This window comes from Micromonospora sp. CPCC 205558 (assembly GCF_036902955.1).
Classification (GTDB): domain Bacteria; phylum Actinomycetota; class Actinomycetes; order Mycobacteriales; family Micromonosporaceae; genus Micromonospora.
In genome coordinates, this window is the sequence record NZ_JBAKHR010000024.1 from 1 (window position 1) to 17,411 (window position 17,411).

Sequence of the window (17,411 nt, forward strand, 5' to 3'; positions counted from 1 at the left end):
GCGGGGCGGCGGGGCGGCGGGGCGGCGGGGCGGCGGGGCGGCGGGGCGGCGGGGCGGCGGGGCGGCGGGGCGGCGGGGCGGCGGGGCGGCGGGGCGGCGGGGCAGGTTGACGCATCGACGTGGCCTGATCAGAATGAGCGACGGAGCCAGCTAGGGCCACCGGCACGAGGGCGTCGAAGGCGGAGCAACCGCCGTCGCGGGTCGCCGGTGTGCTTCCGCGAGTGACCACGTCCGCGTGACCTGGGCCGTCGCGCACTGTCTGCGTACCCCTGAGGGACCGTGACGTGCGCGCGGCCGCCCGCCGGCGTCGTTCCTGGATGGCGCCGGACCTCCGAAGTGGAGCTCGAATGTTCCGTCCTAAAGCTCTCGGCGGCGCGCTCACCGCGCTCGCCACCGTCGCGGCCGGCGTGTTCATCGCCGCCACCGTCAGCACCAGCCCGGCCGTTGCCGCTGGCACCGGTACCGGTTATCTGCACACCAGTGGCAACCAGATCGTGGACAGCACCGGCGCCACGGTCCGGCTGACCGGCATCAACTGGTTCGGCATGGAGACCGACAACAAGACCTTCCACGGGTTGTGGTCGAGCAACCCGTGGCGGGGGCAGCTCGACACGATGGCCCGGCTGGGTTACAACACGTTGCGGGTGCCGTACTCGAACGACGCGCTGAAGGCGGGCGCGACCGCCACCGGGATCAACGATTTCGTCAACCCGGACCTGATCGGGCTGTCGCCGTTGCAGATCCTCGACAAGGTGATCGACTACGCCGGCAGCAAGGGGATGCGGATCATCCTGGACCGGCACCGGCCGACGTCGGCCGGGCAGTCGCCGCTCTGGTACACCTCGACGGTCTCCGAGGCGACCTGGATCAACGACTGGAAGATGCTGGCCCAGCGGTACGCGGGCAACCCGACGGTGATCGGCGCGGACCTGCACAACGAGCCGCACGCGGAGGGCACCAACCCGGCGGCCACCGGCGCGTGCTGGGGCTGCGGCGACACCACCCGGGACTGGCGGCTCGCCGCCGAGCGGGCCGGGAACGCCATCCTTGGCATCCAACCCAACTGGTTGATCTTCGTGGAGGGGGTGAGCTGCCCGAGTGGTGGCCTCTCCAACGTCTGGGACAACGACCCGAGCAACGACGAGGACTGCGGCTGGTGGGGCGGCAACCTGTCGAAGGCGGGGCAGTTCCCGGTACGGCTGAACGTGGCGAACCGGCTGGTCTACTCGCCGCACGAGTACGCCACCTCGGTGTACCGGCAGACCTGGTTCGACGCCCCGGACTACCCGGCGAACATGCCGGCCATCTGGGACAAGTACTTCGGTTACCTCTACAAGCAGAACATCGCCCCGATCATGATGGGCGAGTTCGGCAGCACCCTTGTCGACCCGAAGGACAAGGTGTGGCTGGAGAAGCTGATGGCGTACACCGGGACCGGGGTGACCGGCATGTCCTTCACCTACTGGTCGTGGAACCCCAACTCGGGTGACACCGGCGGCATCGCGCTGGACGACTGGACCAATATCAACACCGCCAAGCAGGCGATCCTGCAGCCGTACCTGATCGCGCCGTCCGGCGGCACGGGCGGGCCGACCGGTGGCCCGACGGGTGGGCCGACGGATCCGCCGACCGGCGCCTGCACGGCCACCTACCGGCAGGTCAACGCGTGGCAGGGCGGCTTCCAGGGTGAGTTGACCGTGAAGAACACCGGCTCGGGCGCGGTGAACCCGTGGTCGGTCACCTGGAGCTGGCCGTCCGGGGTGACGCTGGGCAGTGGCTGGAACGCCACCGTCACGCAGTCCGGCACGACCGTCACCGCGGCCGCTCCGAGCCATGCCCCCTCGCTGCCGGCGGGCGGGTCGGTCACCGTGGGCTTCACCGCCAACGGCACTGCCAGCGCGCCGGGCACTGTGAAACTCAACGGCACCGGCTGCTGAACCACCCGGGACGGCCGGTGCGCACCGCATCGGCCGTCCCGACCATTTACATCAAGGTTCTTCTATGCTTTCATCGGGAAAGCGCTTGCCTATTATCGGCGGGCGCAAGCGTCGGAGCCGCTTTCCTTCACGAACCTGCACTGGCGGGCCCGAGGACCACTGGTCCCGGCCGAGATCGCCGCCCACGGGCATGGGCGTCGCGACACCTCCGTCCGCCTCACCGAAAGGAAGCAGCATGCGCACAGGACAGCGTCGTGCGACGCTGATCGCCACCACCGCCGCAGCCACCGCCACCCTCGTCACTGCCGGGTTGCTGAGCTCCGTGTCCGCCCAGGCAGCCGCCGGCTGCCAGGTGGCCTACTCGGTGGCCAGTCAGTGGCCGGGAGGATTCACCGGCAACGTCACCGTCACCAACCTCGGCGACCCGCTCTCCGGGTGGACGCTGCGCTGGTCGTACGGGGCCGGTCAGCAGGTCAACCAGGCGTGGGGCGCCACCGCCTCGCAGAGCGGCAACCAGGTCTCCGCGACCAACGTCGACTACAACGGCACCCTGGCGACCAACGGCAGCGCCACGTTCGGCTTCAACGCGAGCTGGAACAACTCCAGCAACCCGGCTCCGAGCAGCTTCACCCTGAACAACGTCGCCTGCACCGGCAGCACCACACCGACCACCGCACCGCCGACCACCACCCCACCGCCGACCACCACCCCACCGCCGTCGAGCACTCCCCCGCCGACCGACCAGCAGCCGTCGGCCCTGGTCGGCTGGGCCACCCAGAACGGCGGCACCACCGGCGGCGGCAACGCCGGCACGACCACCGTCAGCAACGCCTCGGGCCTGACCAGCGCACTGAACGCCACCGGGGCCGCAGTGATCCGGGTGACCGGGACCATCACCTGCTCGGGCATGCTGCGGGTCCGGTCCAACAAGACCATCCTCGGCAACTACGGGGCGACAATCGTCGGCTGCGGGTTCAACATCAGCGGCGACCGCAACGTGATCATCCGTAACCTGACCTTCCGCAACTGGAACGACGACGCGATCAACGTGCAGGAGTCGGCCACCAACATCTGGATCGACCACAACACCTTCAGCAACGGGTACGACGGCGCCGTCGACATCAAGCGCGGCTCCGACTTCGTCACCGTCTCGTGGAACCGGGTCTTCAGCCACGACAAGACCATGCTGCTCGGCCACAGCGACGACAACGCCGGCCAGGACGTCGGTCACCTGCGGGTCAGCTACCACCACAACTGGTTCGACGGCAGCAACCAGCGCAACCCCCGGGTGCGCTTCGGCAACCCGGTGCACGTGTACAACAACTACTACCGGGCCAACGGCGGCTACGGCGTCGCGTCCACCGAGAACGCCGGCGTGCTCGTCGAGGGCAACTACTTCGAGAACGTCGACGACCCGTACCACCTCGGTGAGGGGGACTCGGGGCCCGGCAGCCTGGTCGCCCGCAACAACCACTTCGTCAACTCGCCCACCGGCCAGGCCGGCGGCAGCGTGGCCAGCATCCCGTACTCCTACCAGCTGGACACCGCGAGCAACGTCAAGTCCATCGTGACGGCAGGCGCCGGCGCCGGAAAGATCACCGTCTGATCGAGGAAGGGCCCCTCGACGAGGGGCCCTTCCGTGCGATCAGTGCGCGGCGCAACCGGCGGTGGGCGCGGGCGCGACCGGCGGTGCGCCGATCGTCGGCAGACCCAGCAACACCCCGGGGGTACGCGGGGAGCGGCCGGCCTCGGCCGCGTCACCGGCCCGGGTACGCCGGTGCGCCACCAGCGCCCCGTCGGCGTTCAGGTGGTGCGGCGCGGCGTACGTGATCGTGGTGTGCACGATGTCCCCCGGCCGGATCTGGCCGGCGAGCGACTCCCCGCCGGGCGTCTCGGTGGCGAAGTGCACCAGTCGGCCGTCGCGGGCCCGCCCGGACATCCGGCCGGTCCGCTCGTCCTTGCGGCCCTCACCGACCGCGACCAGCACCTCGACCGTCTCCCCGACGAGGCGCTTGTTCTCCGCCCAGGTGATCTCCTCGACGCAGGCGACCAGCCGCTCGTAACGTTCCTGCACGACCTGCTTGGGCAGCTGGCCGTCCATGGTCGCGGCGGGGGTGCCGGGCCGCTTCGAGTACTGGAAGGTGAAGGCCGAGGAGAACCGGGCCTCCCGGACCACGTCCAGGGTGCGCTGGAAGTCGGCCTCGGTCTCACCGGGGAAACCGACGATGATGTCGGTGGTGATCGCCGCGTCCGGCATCGCCGCCCGGACCTTCTCGATGATCCCCAGGTAGCGCTCGGAACGGTAGGACCGGCGCATCGCCCGGAGCACGTCGTCGGAGCCGGACTGCAACGGCATGTGCAGCGAGTGGCAGACGTTCGGCGTCTCGGCCATCGCGGCGATCACGTCGTCGGTGAAGTCCTTCGGGTGCGGGCTGGTGAACCGGACGCGCTCCAGGCCGTCGATGTCGCCGCAGGCCCGCAGCAGCTTGCCGAACGCGTACCGGTCACCGAACTCGACACCGTACGAGTTGACGTTCTGCCCGAGCAGGGTCACCTCCAGCACGCCCTCGTCGACCAGGGCGCGCACCTCGGAGAGGATGTCGCCGGGGCGCCGGTCCTTCTCCTTGCCGCGCAGCGCCGGCACGATGCAGAACGTGCAGGTGTTGTTACAGCCCACCGAGATCGACACCCAACCGGCGTAGGTGGACTCGCGGCGGGTGGGCAGCGTGGAGGGGAAGACGTCGAGGGACTCCAGGATCTCCACCTCGGCGGCGGCGTTGTGCCGGGCCCGCTCCAGCAGCACCGGCAGCGCGCCGATGTTGTGGGTGCCGAAGACCACGTCCACCCAGGGCGCCTTGCGGACGATGTCGCCCCGGTCCTTCTGGGCCAGGCAGCCGCCCACCGCGATCTGCATCCCGGGGTGCTTGTCCTTCACCGGGCGCAGACGACCGAGGTTGCCGTAGAGCCGGTTGTCCGCATTTTCCCGCACCGCGCAGGTGTTGAAGACCACGATGTCCGGGGTGTCGTCGCCAGCGGGCGCACGCTCGTATCCCGCCTGCTCAAGCAGGCCGGAGATGCGTTCGGAGTCGTGCACGTTCATCTGGCAGCCGTACGTCACGACGTTGTAGGTCCTAGCCACCCTGTTGGTGCCCCTTCCCCTCGGGCTACCAGGGTAGCGGCCCGGCCCGGGAGGACCTCCGACCGGCATTGTCCCGTCCTGCGGCGTCGACCCGGCGACCCATGGTGGAGGTTCACAGCGGGCAGTACGCTGCGGCACAGAACGTGTTTCTGGGCGATTCGGGGTCTTCGCACTCAGGGCGACCGCTGCGCGGCTCCGCTCAGCCGGGCAGCGCAGAACGACCCACAGGAGGCCAACCGTGCTGCGACACGATGCACAGCGCTCCGTCGCCACCCCGGATGGGCGTCACCTCGCGGTGGAGACCTCCGGCGCCGCGGACGGCACCCCGGTCTTCCTGCTGCACGGCACCCCGGGCAGCCGCAGTGCCCCCCGCCCCCGGGGCATCGTCGTCTACCGCCTCGGCGTGCACCTCGTCTGCTACGACCGGCCCGGGTACGGCGACTCCGACCGGCACGAAGGTCGTCGGGTGGCCGACGCGGCGGCCGACGTGGCGGCGATCGCCGACGACCTCGGCATCGAGCGGTTCGCGGTGGTGGGCCGCTCCGGTGGCGGGCCGCATGCCCTGGCCTGTGCCGCGCTCCTGCCGGACCGGGTCACCCGGGCCGCCGTGCTGGTGGGGCTCGCTCCGGCCGGCGCGCCCGACCTGGACTGGTACGCCGGGATGGCGGATTCGAAGGTGGAGGACTACGGGCAGGCCGACGAGGACCTGGCCGAGCTCAAGCTCAACCTGCAGGTCCGCGCGGCAGAGGCCCGGCGGGATCCGATGACGCTGTTGGACTTCCTCCGCCCCCAGTTGCCCGACGAGGACATCCGGGTCGTCGACGACGTCGCGATCCGCCGGCTGCTGACCGACATGTACTCCGAGGCGCTGCGACACGGGCCGGAGGGTTGGATCGACGACGTGCTGGCGATCCGGCGGAGCTGGGGGTTCGACCTGGGCGCCATCCGCGCGGAGGTCCGGCTCTGGCACGGCGAACAGGACCGGTTCTCCCCGGTGGAGCACTCCCACTGGCTCGCCTCGCGGATTCCGCGCGCCGAAGTGCAGGTGCAGCCCGGCGCCGCGCACTTCGGGGCGGTGGAGATCCTGCCACAGACCCTGACCTGGCTGGCCACGCCAGAGCTCGCGACCGGCCCAGGGCTCTGAGCCCACATCCCGGCGCGGCCACAGCGGCGAGTCGGTACGGCGTCCGATCACAGCAGGTGCGTGTCGATCACCCGAACGACGAAGCGCCGCTCGCGCAGGGTTTGCACGGTCGGGTGCTCCTGGCCGATGACCTCGGCCAGCCGGTCGGCCACCACCCCGACGTCCTCTGTGGCGGGGCCGTCGCCGGCCGTCCTCGCCACCAGGGCGAGATCACCGAGGCAGCGCAGCGTGTCCGGGTGGTCCGCGCCGATCACCGTGGCCAACCGGCTGGACGTCTCCCGCAGCCGGTCCCGCGCCGACACCCAGTCACCCTCCTCGGCGAGGCACACCGCCTGGTTGACCTCGGCCGCGAGCGTGTGCGGGTGGTCCGGCCCGAGCACCTTGCGCAGCCCGGTGACCGCCCGGGCCGACGACGCGAGCGCGTCCGACCTGCGCCCGAGGGCACGCTCCGCCGCCGAGATGTTGCTCACCGTCGCCAACGCGTGCGGGTGCTCCGGGCCGAGCCGGAGTTGCTCCTCGAACGCCAGACGCACCGCGGTCATCTCGGTCAGCGCCCGAGCCGCGTCGCCGACCGCCAACAGGTTCGCGGCGCGACTCGACCGGCACGCCACCGTGTCCGGGTTGTCCGGACCGAAGTGTTCGTCGAGTTCGTGGTAGGCCGTCTCGAACATCGGCGCGGCCTCGCTGCCCCGACCGGAGCTGCGCAGCGACACCGCCAGGTTGGCCTGAGCGACGAGACTCTGCCCGTCATCCGCCCCGAGCACCTCGCAGTACGTGTCGTGGACCGTGCGCAGCAGGGCGGTCGACCTCTCGTACTCGCCAGCCTCCCGCAGGTCGATGCCGAGGCGCATGGCGGAGACGAGGGTGTAGGGGTGGGTGGGGCCGAGCACCAGTCGCCGCCGCTGGTGCACCTCCTCGTCCCAGCGACGGGCCGACCGGTAGTCGCCGACCAGCCGGTACGAGACGGCGAGGTTGTTGGCCGCGCTCAACGTCCGAGGGTGGTCCTCGCCGAACGTCTGGAGCCAGGAGGCGTAGGTGGACCGGTCCCGTTCCAGGGCCTCGGCGTACCGGCCGAGCGCCCGCAGGTCCGCGCCGAGGCCACCGGCGGTCATCAGGCTGTGCGGGTGCAGCGCGCCCAGCAGTCGGCGCTGCTCGGCCAGCACCGCCTCGTCCAGGCCCCGGGCCTCGTCGAACCGGCCCAGGCTGCGCAGGATGTTCGCCCGGTTGAACCGCAGGTGCAGCAGGTGCCGGCCCAGCGCCGATGCCTCGACCTCGTCGCGCGTATCGCCGAGTCGGGCGCTCCAGGTGTCGTCCACCTCCTGGCTGAACACGTCGGCCTGGTCCAGACCGCCGCGCCGCCACAGATAACGGACCCGGTCGATCAGCAGCTGACACACCGACTCGTCGGGGCAGGCCAGCGCCTCGGAGACCTCCAGGTGTGGCCAGAGCATGCGCAGCCGGGCCCAGGTGGCCGGGTCGTCCACGTCGCCGCGGGGTCGGGACGCGGCCAGCACGAGGTGCACCTGGTGTCGGGCGGCGGCGATCTCGTCCTCGGTCATCCGGTCCCGGACCACCGCCTGCAACAGCCGGTGCACCTGAACGTGACCGCTCTGAACGTTTAGTTTGAGCAGTGCCAGGCGGTTGATCTGCTGGACCACGGCGCCGCGCACCAGCCGCTCGGAAACGGACGGGTCGAACGGCATGAGGGCAGCCGCCATCTCGTCGCTGTAGATGAGTTCGAGGGCGATCTCGGGGGCCAGCACCGAGCAGAGCTGCAACAACCGGTACGCGGCCGGCGCCTGGTCGAGCAGCCGGTTCAGCGACAGGTCCCAGGTGGCCTCCACGGAGAGGGCGCTGGGGCCGTGCCGCTCGATCTGCCGCAGATAGTCGGCGACCGACGTGCCGGTGTCGGCGAGCCAGGCACCCGCCGCCGCCACCGCGATCGGCAGGTCGCCGAGCGCCTCGGCCACCCGGTCGGCCTCCTCGGCGCTGATCGTGGGCACCCGCTGAGCGAGGTGCGCCACGCTCTCGGTGCGATCGAAGACGTCCACCTGGATCGGGTTCGCCCGGTCACCCCAGGCCCGGTTGCGGGAGGTCAGCAGAACGTGCCCGGGGCCCTGCGGCAGGAAGGGCTCGATCTGATCGAGCTCTTCGGCGTTGTCCAGCACGACCAGCCACCGCTCGTACGGCTCACCACGGCCGAGCACCTGCAGCACCGACCGGACCGTGTCGGGCAGGGTCGGCCCGACGAGGATGCCGAGACGATTGGCGAGGTCGGCGAGGGCGGTGTCGACGAACTGCGGCGGGTCCGCCACGATCCACCAGACCACGTCGTACGCGGCCTTGAACCGGTGCACGTACTCCAGGGCCACCTGCGTCTTGCCGACGCCACCCATGCCCTGCAACGCGACCGGCAGCACGACAGCGTCGCCCCCGCTCTGCAACTGCGCGCGCAGCCGGGCCAGGTCGTCCTCGCGGCCGGTGAACCGGGCGTTCCGGTTGGGGGCGTTGAAGATCAACGGCTCGGCGCCGGGGTAGCGGGCACTCCCACCCGCCGGGCCGTCCGCCGACGACGGCACCGGCCGACCGACCAGCCGCAGTACCCGCTCCACTGCGGTCGCCGCGCTCACGTTTACCAGGTTGGTGGAACTCTGCGAGGGGAACTCCGCCAGCGGGCGCAGGTCGGCGACGTAGACCGCGAGCGCCGTGGAACCGGTGCTCGTGTCGCGAGCGGGCAGACCGCCCGACGGCGTCGCCACGTAGGCCGGTGAGACCACGGTCAGCGTGCGCGGCGCGGGCGTGCCGGCGGACCCGACGGCGGTCGTGGGATCGACCACCCGCAGCCCGGCCGAGCTGAGCAACCGTTCCAACCACTCGGCCCAGATGGCGTCCTCCGGCGCGTACCGGAGCACGATCTGGTCGTCGATCGCCTCGGTGCGTCGACGGAACCGGGCCTTGCCCCGTTCCCGCACCGACTCGTCCATCATCGGCAGCGCGGTCACCGCGCCGTCGGTGAGGATCCCGGTCAGCGTCTCGAACGCGGCCAGCAGCGACGTCGGCGAGCCGGGCGGGTCACCGAAGGTGGCCAGGGTCTCCTCGTACGCGTAGAACGGCCGGTACGGGACCTCCACCGCGGCCCAGTAACGCCGCCGTTCCGCCTCGGTCATGCCGGCCGGCAAGCCGGCGAACCGGCGCATGGCCAGCAGGCGACCCGCCTCGGCCCGCTCCTTCTCGGCCTGGTCGACCCGCATCGGCACCGGCAGGACCCGGATGTCCCGCCGCCGGTACCGGTCCCGCACCGAGTGCGCCACCCGGGCCGCGCCGTCGATGCCCTGGTCGCTGAGCGTGAAGCAGTCGACCAGGGTGTCCGGCAGGTGCAGGGTGCAGATGTCGGCGACGTCGCTCAACCCCGTCCGACTGTCGATCAGGGTGAAGTCGTACTGGCGCTTCATGTCCGCCCGCAGCGCCTCGAAGAACTGCGCCCCGCCCAGCCGGTTGTAGAAGTTGTCCCAGTCCAGCCCGCTCACCGAGACGGCGTAGTCGCTGTTCTGCCGGCCGGCGGAGAGGAAGTCGAGGCCGCCGCCGTCGGGGAAGTTCCAGCGCAGCGAGAACGCGTGTCGCCCGACCCGGGCGTACTGCTCCATCCAGCGGTCCGGCCGGTCGTCGACCCGGGTGGTCTCCCACTCGTATTCGCGGATCATGTCGATCACGCCGCTGGTGCCCTGAATCGCCTCCGCGTCGAGGAACGGCTGGAAGTAGCGGTGCAGACCGGGTGACTCGAGGTCCCAGTCGGCGACGAGCACCCGCCGGCCGCTGGCCGCCAGGATCCAGGCCACGTTGGCCAGCGCCATCGTCCGACCCGTTCCGCCCTTGAACGAGTAGAAGGTGACGACCTGGCCGTCGCGATCGTTGTTCATCGGTCTTCTCCGTGGGGACGCGGTCGGCTCGGATCAGCAGGCGGGGACGCAGGGTCGGTGGGCTCGGTCGAGCCGGCGGCGGTCAGACCGTCACGCAGGCTCGGCACCGGCCCCGGCGGTTTTTCGAAGGGGACCACCGGGCCGTACTTGAGGAACTGCCGGCGTGCCTCGGTGACCAACGCCGGCATCAGGTCGACGAACTCCGGCATGCTGCACGCGCGCTTCACCTGGGGCAGCCCAGCGTCGTGCAGCAGCTCGGTCACCTCGGTGGCCCAGCGGGTGGCGTCCTGACTGCCGTCGTCGGTGACCACCAACGGCACGACCCATTCCCGCAGGCCGTGCAGCATGCGGGCGAGGACCGCGGCCGCGGCCGGCGCAGCCGCGATCCACGGGTCGACCAGCAGCACGGCCGGCCGTCGACCGAGCAGCGCGGAGGCCTGCGCGAAGTCTTCGGTACGGGCCGACAGCCCGAGCCGCTCGGCGGCACTGGCCGCGTACTCGGCGGCTGGTAGCTGCTGGCTGCGCCCGTACGGTCGCCATTGCCGCCCGCTGGCGGCGTAGCCGGCGGGGTCGCGATCGACCGGCAGCCGGTCCCGGGTCGGGGCCAGCACAGCGACCACGAAGTCCGGGTCGGTCGACGCCGGGCGGACAACCTCGTCCAGGCCGGGCGCCCGGGAGGGGCCCATCGGTCGCCGCTCGGCGGTGTGCACGATCCGGCTCGCCAGTCGACTCAGCAGCAGCTCGTACTGGGCCCGGTAGGAGGAGGCCAGCATGCAGAGCGCGCGCAGGCCGTCCGCGGCGTACTCCGGGACGTCCCGAGCCAGGTCCAGGGCGCCGTCCAGCTCCGGGTGGGCCTCCCACGGGGGGAACGGAATCCACAGCACCGGAGTGAGGTGACCGGCGGTGGCCCGGGCCGGCCCGGCGGTGGCCAGCCGGGCCCGGAAGGACTCCTGCTCCCCCAGTGCCCAGGGGCGGCTGAAGTAGCCGGGCGAGTAGAGCGGGACGAAGACCTCGGCCTCACCGAGCGCCTCGGCGAGGGCGGCCTTCCAGTCGGCGCCCAACGGGATGTGCTGGTCGAAGAAGCCGATCCGCATCCCGGCGACCGGCCGCGCCTGACGTCGCACCTCGTCGGTCAGATCGACGAAGAACTGGCCGACCCAGAAGTCGGCGTCGGCGCGGGCGCCGGGTGGCGGTGCCGAGTGGGCGTAGCTGAGGAAGAAGTACGTCCCCCGCGCCGACCGACTCCGGTCCGCCGACGGGCTCATGCCGGCTCCTCGGCACACTGCTCACGCAGCTCGTCCATGCTCTCCGATGCCTCTGACCCCGTCAGGTACGACGGGTCGATGACTACGTCGCGCTCACCCCTCATGACTTCCCTTCCGGGCACTGGCGTCGTACGGGCTAGAACGGGTGAGGGTCGATGATCCGGGCGACCAGGCGTCCATCCCGCAGCGCCCGCACGCCCGGGTGGTCGACCCCGACCACCTCGCCCAACGAGACGACCGCGGCGATGGTCGTAGCTTCCTGGTCGCCGACGGTCTCCCGCAGCACGAGATCCAGGTTCGCCCGACAACGCAGGGTGTCCGGATGGCTCGCTTCGGACGTGGCCACCCAGCGGTCCGCGGTCGCCCGGAGGCGCTCGATCGCGGCGTCCCGATGGCCCTCCTCGGCGAGACAGACGCCGAGGTTCTCCTCCGCCGCGAGGGTGTGCGGGTGGTCCGGCCCGAGCACCTCGCGCAGCGCGGTGGCGGCCCGTTCAGCCGTGGCGCGGGCCTGAGCCGCCTGGCCCACGGCTCGCTGCGCCACGGCAAAGTTGCTGAGCGCACCCAGGGTGTGCGGGTGGCGGGCACCCAGCCACCGCCCATAAATCATCGCCACCTGCTCCGCCTCGACCACGGCGCGCTCGGTCTTGCCGAGTGCCAGCAGATTGGCGACCAGAGCCGCCCGGCAGATCAGGGTCTCGGGGTTGTCCCGCCCGAACTTCGCCTCGAGCACCGGGTACGCCGCGTCGAGCAGTTCGGCCGCCTCCTCTTCCTGACCCGCGCAACGCAGCGACACTGCGAGGCTGACCTGGGCGTTCAGGGTGTCCCCCGCCTCGCTGCCCATCTCCTTCAGACCGGCGAGTTGTTCATGGACGGGGCGTAGCGTCGTCGCCGATTCGACGTACTCGCCGGCCTCCCGCAGATCGCGTGCCAGCTGCGCGGCCGAGTGCAGCGTGTACGGGTGTTCCTGGCCGTATACCTGCCTGCGGAGCTGGAGCACGTCTTCGTCCCAGGTCCGCGCCGACCGGAAGTCGCCGACGAGGCGATAGGAGTGCGCGAGGTTGTTGCCCGCGATGAGCGTCTTGTGATGTCGGTCGCCGACCTCCTCACGCCAAGCCTTGTAGGTCTTCCCGTCACGCTCGATCGCCTCGGTGTAGCGGCCGAGAGCCCGCAGGTCGGCACCCAGGCTGCTGGCGGTCATCAGGGTGTGCGGATGCCGGTCGCCCAGGAGCTCTCGCTGCTCCTCGAGGACCTGCTCGTCCAGGTCGTGGGCCTTGTCGTACCGGGCCAGTGCCCGCAGCACGTTCGCACGGTTGAAGCGCAGGTGCAGCAACTGCTGATGCAGCGTGGCGACCTCGTCGTTGCCCTGGAGGTGGTTCAGCCGCGCCGACCAGACGCCGTCGGCCTCCGCGGCGAAGGTGTTCGCCTGGTCGAGTTCACCCCGACGCCACAGATACCGCACCCGGTCGATGATCAGATCCCGGGTCGACTTGTCCCGGCTGCCCACCACACCCGAAGGTTCGATGTGCGGCCAGAGCATTCGGAACTTGTCCCAGGTCTGCGGATCGTCGGCGTCACCCTGAGGGCGGGCCCCAGCCAGCACCAGGTGCACCTCGTGTCGGGTGTTGGCGACCTCGTCCGGTGTCATCGACTCCCGGACCACTGCCTGGAGCAGCCGATGCACCAGCACCCGCTCCTCCGACTTGTTCAGCGTGAGCAGTGCCGACCGGGTTATCTGCTGGACCAGTTGCCCCATCACCAGGTGATCCGACACGGCGGGGTCGAACGACGCCATCGCCTGCACCATGTCGTTGCTGTACAACAGTTTCAGGTCGATCTCCGGGGCCAGCACCGAACAGAGCTGCAACAGCCGGAACGCCGACGGAAACTGCGTACGCAGCCGCGCCAACGACAGATCCCAGGTGGCCTCCACCGGGAGGGCCATGGACCCGTGCCGCTCGATCTGCTCCAGGTAAACGTCGACCGGGGTACCGGTATCTGCAAGGTAGGCGCCGGCCGCGGCGACCGCCACCGCCAGGTCGCCGAGCGCGTCGGCGATCCGGTCCGCCTCCTCCTTGGTGAGGGAAGGCACGCGTTGCAGCAGGTGGGCGACGGTCTCCGCACGGGCGAAGACGTCAACCTGGATCAGCGTGGCCTGCGCCCCCCAGCCCTGATTGCGCGAGGTGAGCAACACGTGCCCGCCGCGCGGCAGGAAACGCTCGAACGGGTCGACCTCCTCTGCGTTGTCGATCACCAGCAGCCACCGCCCGGGCTCACCCCGCCCCAGCGCCTCCAGCACCGCCCGCACGTCGTCAGCCCGGTCCGAGTGGCCACCGACACCGAGCCGGGCGGCGAAGGTCGCCAGGGACTTCTCCACGTCGGCGCCAGCCGACTCCGTCGCCTCGATGGTGATCCACCAGACCGCGTCGTACGCGGACTTGTACCGGTGCACGTACTCGAGGGCGAGTTCGGTCTTGCCGACGCCGCCCATCCCCTGGAGGGCGACCGGCTTGGCGGGGGCCAGGCGCCGACGCAGCCTGGCCAGCTCACCTTCGCGGCCGGTGAAGCGCGCGTTGCGGTTCGGTGCCTTGAAGACGGCCGGCTCGGCGGCCGGGAAGCGCAGACCGGCATCGGCCGGACCGTAGGCACGCAGCGGCGGCGGGCGGTCCACCAGCCGGAACAGCCGCTCCGCGGCCTCCGCGGCACTGACGTTGACCAGATGGACGGAGGAGGCCACCGCGAACTCCGCGAGAGGCCGAAGATCACTCACGTAGACCGCGAGCGGAGTGGTGCCGGCGGCCGTGTCGCGCGGGGGCAACGCCGCGGGAGGCAGGGCCACGTAGGCGGGGGAGAGGATTGTCAGCGTACGGGCCGGCGTCTTCGCGCCGGGCTTGGCCGGTTGGCTCCCGTCGACGACCCGCACACGGGCGGAGCTGAGCACCCGCTCGATCCACTCCGCCCAGACCGCGTCCTCAGGGGCGTAGCGGAGCAGGAGGTCGTCGTCGGGGAGCGCGTAGCGGCGCCGGAAGCGGGCGTTCTGCCGCTCGCGCACCGACTCGTCCATCGGCGGCATCGCGCGCACGTCGCCGTTGGTCAGTTCCATGGTCAGCGTCTCGTAAGCCGCCAGCAGCGACGTGGGTGAGCCGGGTGCGTCGCCGAAGGTCGCCAGCGTCTCCTCGTACGCGTAGAAGGGCCGGTACGGCACCTCCACCGCCGCCCAGTAGCGCCGCCGATCCGCCTCCGTCATCCCGGTTGGCAGACCGACGAAGCTGCGCATCGCGAGCGCCCGTCCCGCGTCGGCCTTCTCCTTCTCCGCCTGGTCGACCCGCATCGGCACCGGCAGGATCCGAATGCCGCGGCGCGAGCGGTGCAGGGCGACGGCGCTGGCAACCTGAGCGGCACCCTCGATGCCCTGGTCGCTGAGGGTGAAGCAGTCGACCAGCGTGTCCGGTAGGTGCAGGGTGCAGATGTCGGCGACGTCGCTGAGCCCCGTCCGGCTGTCGATCAGGGTGTAGTCGTACTCGCGCTTCATGTCCTCGCGCAGGGCGTCGAAGAACTGCGCCCCGCCCAACCGGTGGTAGAAGGTGTCCCAGTCCAGCCCGCTCACCGAAACGGCGTAGTCGCTGTTCTGCCGGCCGGCGGAGAGGAAGCTCAGCCCGCCACCGCCGGGGAATTCCCAGACCAACGAGAAGGCGTACCGGTTGACCCGGGCGAACTGCTCGACCCACCCCTCCGGTCGCACCGCCTCGCGCATGGTCTCCGACTCGTAGTCCCGGATCAGGTCGATGACCCCGGGGGTGCCGCCGATCGCCGCCACGTCCAGAAAAGGGTGGAAAAAGCGGTGCAGGCCCGGCGATTCCAGGTCCCAGTCGGTGACCAGCACCCGCTTGCCGTTGGCAGCGAGGATCCACGCGACGTTGGCCAGTGCCATCGTCCGGCCCGTTCCGCCCTTGAACGAGTAGAAGGTGACAACCTGACCGTCGCGCTCAGTGCTCATCGGGCACCTCCGGGGCTTCGAACGGTGACGGGACCGGGCTACGAAGGCTGGGTGGCCTGGTGTTCGGCCCCGATGCCGGGAACACCGCGCCATGCTTCAGGTAGAGCCGCCGGGCTTCGGTCACCAAGGTCGGCATCAGCCCGGCGAACTCATCCATCCGCCCGACCCACCGCGCTCGCGTCGCGCCCGCGTCCTGCAGTACGCCCAGCACCAGCCGCGCCAGGTCGGCGCCGCGGTGCGCGTCGCGCGGGTCGTCGGCGTCGGTCACCACGAGCGGCACCACCCATGGCGGCAGCGACCGCGCGGCGGACCGCAGAGCGGGTATGCCGCCGGGAAGCTCGGTGCACCACGGGTCGATCAGGACCACGCCGGGGCGGATCTCGAGCAGGTCCTCGGCGTCGGCGAAATCGGTGATGTGCACCGACAGGCCGAGCCGCTCAGCGGTGCTCGCCGCGTACTCGGCCACCGGGAGCTCCTGTCCGGAACCGAAGGGGCGCCAGAGGCGGCTGCGCTCGGCGTACGAGGACGCCTCCCGCCCCTCGGGCGGCCGGTCTCGGGTGGGTGCCAGCACCGTCACCACGAAATCCGGGTCGGCCGAGATCCGCCGCGACACGTCCAGGGCGGGAGCCCGGGACGGGCGCAGCCAGAAACGTCGGGTGGGCTCCACGATCCGCCGGGCCAGCCGCCCGAGCAGGATCTGGTACTGCTCCTGGTAGGCGCCGAGCATGCAGAGCGCTCGCATGCCGTTCTCGGCGTACTCGGGCACGTCCCGACCCAGATCCAGTGCCGCGTCCAGCTCGGGATGCTCCTCCCAACTGGGCACCGGGATCCAGAGGACCGGCGCCACGTGGTCGGTCGGTACGACGGGGGATGCCGGCTCCCCGGTCGCGCGGAGCAGCCGGGTCAGGAAGGACTCCTGCTCGCCCAGCGCCCATGATCTGCCGAAGTAGCCCGGCGAATAGAGCGGCACGAACACCTGGGCCGCGCCGAGGGCGTCTGCCAGGGCCGCCTTCACGTCGGCCCCCGGTGGGATGGACTGGTCGATGAAACCGATCTCCACGCCCGGGCGCGGGGACACCAGCCGACCCACCTCACCCGACAGATCGGCGAAGAAGTGGTCGACCCAGACGTCGGTGTCGGTGCGGGCACCCAGCAGCGGGGCGGAATGCGCGTAACTCAGGAAGAAGTAGGTCTGGCGAGTTGGCACCCGCCCCTCGGCGGTGAGCGGCGTCATGCGGCCGCCTCCTCGGTGAAGAGCGTGCGCAACTCCTCGACGCCCGCGGGCACCAGCGGCTGCACATGGTAGGCGCGATGGATCGCCACCACCCGCTGGGCGAGACGCCACACCACCGCGCGGTACGCCTGCTCCTGCTGCATGGCCAGCAAGCCGTAGACCCCCTCCTGCTCGTACTGGCGCACGATGCTGTCGTCATCCGGTCTCGCGGTCGGCGAGAACCGTTGGATGGCACGAATACTCGGCGGCAGCGACGACTCGGCGGTCGGCGACCAGTTGACGGGCACGATCGCCGTCTCGTGCGCGGAGCTACCCGCGACACGTGGCTCGATGCGACGTCGTGCGAAGGCATGCCATTCCATGGCGCACCACGCACTGCTGATGAACGCGCTGGACACCAGCGGAATGAACACCTGACAGGTCCCGGCGGCGCGCAACAGTTCGGGGGTCCAGCGCTCACCACCGCCCAGTGAGCTGTCCATGAAACCGGGGTCGACCCCGGTCGGCAGGCCCACCAACTCGATGACATGGGTGGAGAGGTCATCAAAGAACCGCGAGAGGTATCCCTGGGGGTTTCCGGCACGCCGAATGCTCGGACGCGAATAGCTCACGAAGAACAGCGGGGCTTGCGTATCGGCGACTGCTACCGCTTCGCTCACCGTCGTTCCTCCGCCGTCCGGAAAGCGACCGGACTTTCAGCCTAAGGCGCTCGTCAATGCCGCAGGACGATCCGGTTGCCGCCACGTCACTCTACGTCGAAGTCCACAGTGGCGGGTATCAG

General features: G+C 70.8%; 9 protein-coding genes. 3 read left to right on the forward strand and 6 right to left on the reverse strand.

Features of this window, described 5'->3' with window-relative positions; genetic code table 11:
* Nucleotides 1-347 precede the first annotated feature (347 nt).
* Nucleotides 348-1,937, forward strand: coding sequence for a cellulase family glycosylhydrolase (locus V6U86_RS23970; protein ID WP_334506710.1), 1,590 nt, complete (start codon nucleotides 348-350; stop codon nucleotides 1,935-1,937).
* 235 nt (nucleotides 1,938-2,172) lie between these two features.
* The gene (locus V6U86_RS23975; RefSeq protein WP_334506712.1) at nucleotides 2,173-3,543 is read left to right on the forward strand and encodes a pectate lyase family protein; all 1,371 of its coding nucleotides are present in this window, start codon (nucleotides 2,173-2,175) and stop codon (nucleotides 3,541-3,543) included.
* 39 nt (nucleotides 3,544-3,582) lie between these two features.
* On the opposite strand, the gene miaB is transcribed toward V6U86_RS23975, so the two are convergent.
* The gene (miaB, locus tag V6U86_RS23980; protein ID WP_334506714.1) at nucleotides 3,583-5,076 is read right to left on the reverse strand and encodes a tRNA (N6-isopentenyl adenosine(37)-C2)-methylthiotransferase MiaB; all 1,494 of its coding nucleotides are present in this window, start codon (nucleotides 5,074-5,076) and stop codon (nucleotides 3,583-3,585) included.
* A gap of 241 nt (nucleotides 5,077-5,317) precedes the next feature.
* On the opposite strand from miaB, the gene V6U86_RS23985 reads away from it, so the two are divergent.
* Entirely contained in the window at nucleotides 5,318-6,220 is a 903-nt protein-coding gene (locus V6U86_RS23985; protein WP_442935004.1) for an alpha/beta fold hydrolase, read from the forward strand.
* A 47-nt stretch (nucleotides 6,221-6,267) separates the two neighbouring features.
* On the opposite strand, the gene fxsT (V6U86_RS23990) is transcribed toward V6U86_RS23985, so the two are convergent.
* The 5 genes from fxsT (V6U86_RS23990) to V6U86_RS24010 form a co-directional block, all read right to left on the reverse strand.
* Nucleotides 6,268-10,137 carry an FxSxx-COOH system tetratricopeptide repeat protein gene (fxsT, locus tag V6U86_RS23990; RefSeq protein WP_334506719.1) on the reverse strand — a complete coding sequence of 1,290 codons (3,870 nt, stop codon included), beginning with the start codon at nucleotides 10,135-10,137 and terminating at the stop codon, nucleotides 6,268-6,270.
* Nucleotides 10,134-11,402 carry a TIR-like protein FxsC gene (locus V6U86_RS23995; RefSeq protein WP_334506721.1) on the reverse strand — a complete coding sequence of 423 codons (1,269 nt, stop codon included), beginning with the start codon at nucleotides 11,400-11,402 and terminating at the stop codon, nucleotides 10,134-10,136. The genes fxsT (V6U86_RS23990) and V6U86_RS23995 overlap by 4 nt, the downstream gene beginning before the upstream one ends.
* Before the next feature lie 136 nt (nucleotides 11,403-11,538).
* Nucleotides 11,539-15,396, reverse strand: a complete 3,858-nt coding sequence (gene fxsT, locus V6U86_RS24000; RefSeq protein WP_334506723.1) for an FxSxx-COOH system tetratricopeptide repeat protein — start codon at nucleotides 15,394-15,396, stop codon at nucleotides 11,539-11,541.
* Nucleotides 15,386-16,630, reverse strand: coding sequence for a TIR-like protein FxsC (locus tag V6U86_RS24005; protein WP_334506725.1), 1,245 nt, complete (start codon nucleotides 16,628-16,630; stop codon nucleotides 15,386-15,388). The genes fxsT (V6U86_RS24000) and V6U86_RS24005 overlap by 11 nt, the downstream gene beginning before the upstream one ends.
* Nucleotides 16,627-17,289, reverse strand: coding sequence for a TIR-like protein FxsC (locus V6U86_RS24010; RefSeq protein WP_334506727.1), 663 nt, complete (start codon nucleotides 17,287-17,289; stop codon nucleotides 16,627-16,629). Before V6U86_RS24010 ends, V6U86_RS24005 begins: the two co-directional genes overlap by 4 nt.
* Nucleotides 17,290-17,411: the final 122 nt, after the last annotated feature.

Coding starts and splice junctions, on each gene's coding strand:
- fxsT (WP_334506719.1), bottom strand. CDS start 10,137: ATGAACAACGATCGCGACGGCCAGGTCGTCACCTTCTACTCGTTCAAG.
- V6U86_RS23975 (WP_334506712.1), top strand. CDS start 2,173: ATGCGCACAGGACAGCGTCGTGCGACGCTGATCGCCACCACCGCCGCA.
- fxsT (WP_334506723.1), bottom strand. CDS start 15,396: ATGAGCACTGAGCGCGACGGTCAGGTTGTCACCTTCTACTCGTTCAAG.
- V6U86_RS24005 (WP_334506725.1), bottom strand. CDS start 16,630: ATGACGCCGCTCACCGCCGAGGGGCGGGTGCCAACTCGCCAGACCTAC.
- V6U86_RS23970 (WP_334506710.1), top strand. CDS start 348: ATGTTCCGTCCTAAAGCTCTCGGCGGCGCGCTCACCGCGCTCGCCACC.
- V6U86_RS23995 (WP_334506721.1), bottom strand. CDS start 11,402: ATGAGCCCGTCGGCGGACCGGAGTCGGTCGGCGCGGGGGACGTACTTC.